5 protein-coding genes and 1 pseudogene are annotated in these 3,248 nt (G+C 70.5%); all 6 read right to left on the bottom strand.

Annotated features, from left to right (window positions below):
- A pseudogene (locus tag ACSBPG_RS31755) lies at positions 1–200 on the bottom strand (globin-coupled sensor protein); the annotation flags it as partial.
- A gap of 285 nt (positions 201–485) precedes the next feature.
- Complete coding sequence (locus ACSBPG_RS31750; protein WP_435541261.1) at positions 486–902, bottom strand: hypothetical protein; 417 nt, start codon at positions 900–902, stop codon at positions 486–488.
- A 10-nt stretch (positions 903–912) separates the two neighbouring features.
- Positions 913–1,764 (bottom strand): TIGR02587 family membrane protein, encoded by an 852-nt coding sequence (locus ACSBPG_RS31745; RefSeq protein ID WP_435541260.1) that lies wholly within the window; start codon positions 1,762–1,764, stop codon positions 913–915.
- Positions 1,765–1,838: 74 nt separating this feature from the next.
- Positions 1,839–2,513 carry an RluA family pseudouridine synthase gene (locus tag ACSBPG_RS31740; protein WP_435541259.1) on the bottom strand — a complete coding sequence of 225 codons (675 nt, stop codon included), beginning with the start codon at positions 2,511–2,513 and terminating at the stop codon, positions 1,839–1,841.
- A gap of 11 nt (positions 2,514–2,524) precedes the next feature.
- Positions 2,525–2,842, bottom strand: coding sequence for a CcdB family protein (locus ACSBPG_RS31735; protein ID WP_435541258.1), 318 nt, complete (start codon positions 2,840–2,842; stop codon positions 2,525–2,527).
- The gene (locus ACSBPG_RS31730; protein WP_435541257.1) at positions 2,842–3,093 is read right to left on the bottom strand and encodes a type II toxin-antitoxin system CcdA family antitoxin; all 252 of its coding nucleotides are present in this window, start codon (positions 3,091–3,093) and stop codon (positions 2,842–2,844) included. The genes ACSBPG_RS31735 and ACSBPG_RS31730 overlap by 1 nt, the downstream gene beginning before the upstream one ends.
- Between the last annotated feature and the right edge of the window lie 155 nt (positions 3,094–3,248).

The raw sequence follows: 3,248 nt of genomic DNA, 5'->3' as shown, positions 1-3,248 counted from the left end.
ACCCGGTGGACGTCCGGCTTCTGCAGGGCGGTCATGATCTCGGGCCAGGCGGCGAAGGCGTCGTGCCACTGGGACAGGAGCTGGGGCAGGCGGTGCTCGGCGAACTCCGCGTTCCGGCGCAGCAGGGCGACGTCGTGATCGGTGATGCTGAAGGCGTCGAGGCGCTTGCGGTGGTGGTCGGAGGCGTCGTGAGCGGCCATCTCTCTTGCCCTTTTCCGTGTGGTCGGCGGTCGGCGCGAGCGGCGCCGTCGAACGTGCCTTCTACGGCAAAAGGGTCGCATCAGATTGCTTCAAATGCAGTCATAGGATCATTGTTGCGAATTCGGCCGAGAGTGCGGTGGCGCAGCGCCGCGTGTTATTCGGATCGGACGGAAGTTCCTTAACCAACGGCTGAGGCAACGCGCGCGTACTGCGCCGGGCCTGCGAAAACTTGCGCGTGTGCTCGCGCCGGGGACGCGCCGGGGCCGGGACGACGGCGCTCGGCCCTACGGCTCGCGGAACCCGATGACGCGGACCTCCGGGGGCACGCCGCCCGGATCGCTGCGGAACATCAGGGTGGCCCGGCGCTCGGAATTCGGCGGCACGAAGTCGAAGGTGACGTCGCTGGTCTCCACGGCCGCGCCGTCGCGCGCCAGGCGGCCCTCGATCTTCACTTCGGCGGCCGTGGTGCCGCCGCGGTTCTCCACCCGCACGTCGACGCGGTGGCCGGCGCTCGCCGCGCCGACGTGCTCCACGGTCGCCACGACGTCGGCCGGGCGTTCGGGCACGAAGGCGGCGAGATAGGCCAGATAGCCGATGGCCCCGGCCACCAGCAGCAGGCCGATCAGCGCCACCGCCCATTCCGACCACGGGATCGGCCCGGTCGCTGAGGTGGTGTGCGGCGAGGGGGAGACGTCGTTCATGGTCGGGCGCTCACAGGATCAGGCGGGCCGCCGCGGCGCCCATGGCCGACGGGAAGGCCAGCACGACGGTGGCCATGGCGGCCGGCTCCAACGCCAGGCCGTCGAGCCGTCCGAAGGACCACAGGGCGTACACGCTCATCGCCAGGGCGACGGCGTAGCCGGCGACGGTGTAGCGCAGGAACAGGCTCCACGCCGGGGTCTTCTCGGGCAGGCGCCGCTCCTCGCCGGTGAACCGCACGGCGTAGACGAAGGCGTGCATCAGCAGCAGCGACAGCGCCGCCAGCGCCACCGCATGCCACTCCGTCATCCGGTAGGCGATCAGCACCATCTCCTCGGTCGGCGCCACGTTGAAGGCGAGGAACAGGCTGCCGACGGCCATGACGAACAGCTCGCCGCGATAGCTGGCGACGTTCCGCTCCGCCGACGGGCTGTGGGTGGACTGGCCGAACTGGTTCTGCGCCAGCATCGCGCCGATGGCTCCGGCCAACGCCTGCAGGGCGACCTTGCCGACGATCTCGTCGACCGCCATGCCCGGCTCGATGACCCCGAACAGCAGCAGCACCGAGCCGCCGGCGACGAAGCCGACGGCGTAGGCGACGAAGGCGTCGACCACATCGTCGAGCCAGCCGAAGGTCGCCTCGAAGCCGATGTAGTGGGACAGCCCGACCAGCAGGGGGATGCCGAGGAACAGCATCAGGGCCAGCCGCTCGCGCTCCATGGTGAAGCCGAGCCACCACATCTCCATGGTCATGAACATCGGCAGCGAGAACAGGATGGCGCCGCCGAAGGCGCGCGCCACGCCGACCCAGAACTGCCGCTCGAGGGCCGTCGGCGAGGGTGGGGCGCGGTCGGTTGCGGCCATGGCGGGAACCCGTGCGGTGGATCGCTGGCGATGAAACACCCGACGGCCGCCTTGCGTTCACCGTTCCGGGAGGGTCACCCCGTCCAGCCACAGCGCCGCAGCGCGTCCGTCAGATGCGGCGGCACCGGCGCCTCGGCCTGCACCGGCGGCTTGGACGGCTGAAGCGGCAGCCGCAGCGCGCGGGCGTGCAGGTGCAGCGGCTGGCCGGCGGGGCCGCCGTACTGCGGGTCGCCCAGCAGCGGACAGCCGAGATGGGCGGCGTGCACGCGGATCTGGTGGGTGCGCCCGGTGCGCGGCCGGCATTCCAGCCAGGTCCAGCCGTCGCCGCGGCCGAGCACGCGGTAATCGGTGACGGCGCGTTGCCCCTGCGGGTCGACGACGATGCGCCAGCCGCCGCCGCGGTTCGACACCTTCGCCAGGGGCGCCTCGACGCGCCCCTCCTCGGCCGGCGGCTCGCCCGCCACCACCGCCCAGTAGGTCTTCTCCGCCAGACCGTCGGAGAACAGCTTGCCGAGCTTGCGCAGCGCCTTGGGATGGCGGCCGAGCGCGAGGCAGCCCGAAGTGTCGCGGTCGAGCCGGTGGGCCAGCGCCGGGGGGCGGGGCAGGCCGAAGCGCAGGGCGTCGAACCAGCGCTCCAGGTTCGGGCCGCCGCCGGGCCCGGCGTGCACCGGCAGCCCGGCCGGCTTGTCCAGGATCAGCACGAGCCCGTCGCGGTGGAGCACGCGGGCCTGGATCTCTTCCGGTGTCATGGCGTGCGCGCTCAGCCCCAGGCTCGGGTGATCAACTGGTCGATGGCGGCGATGATGCGGTCGCCCTCCGACGCGAGGGAGGCGACATGCTCGCCGAGGGTTGCCACGGATACGGACGCGATCTGCAGCGGGTTGAGGACGACGGATTTCCCCTCCACGGAAAAGGTCGGGGTGAAAGTCTGATCCGTGCTGCGTAAGGCTGCGCCGTCGAGGAGCGGGATAACGACGCGGCGTCCGGAATCGTCAAAGCGACGGGATTGGACGACGATGAGGTAGGGAATGCCGTCGCGCCGGGGGCCCTTGTTGCGATGGACGTCGAACTGGGCCATCAGAAATCGATGTGATCGTCGGCGAAGGAGCCGTACGTCGCGTCAAACTCGTTCAGTGCGGCGATGACCTCGTCCAGGCGGTGTTCCCGCTCGTCGCGTGCCTTCTTCTCCGCCGCGACGTAGTCCGCCAGCAGGCTCTCCACCCGCTCCGACAGGTTGCCGGTGAGTTCGCGGGCTTGGCGCACGAGATCCTCGTTGAGGGACAGGTTCACCGCACGCTTGGGCGCCCGCACGTCGTACCCTGGATCCATGTCCGCCTCCCCACCCGGCCGCCATGCGCATGATATGCGCATGGCGGCGACGGAAACAAGCGGAGGGCCTCAGCCCAGCACGGTCATCGCATTTGGCCGAGGATGGATCTTGCGAACTCGTCGGACCATCCTGAGCGTTTGCGCTTGCGGCGGAC

This window comes from Azospirillum sp. ST 5-10, from assembly GCF_051225715.1.
Taxonomy (GTDB): Bacteria; Pseudomonadota; Alphaproteobacteria; order Azospirillales; family Azospirillaceae; genus Azospirillum.
Note: the sequence above shows the minus strand (reverse complement) of the source record. Positions and strands in the feature narration are given on the sequence as shown.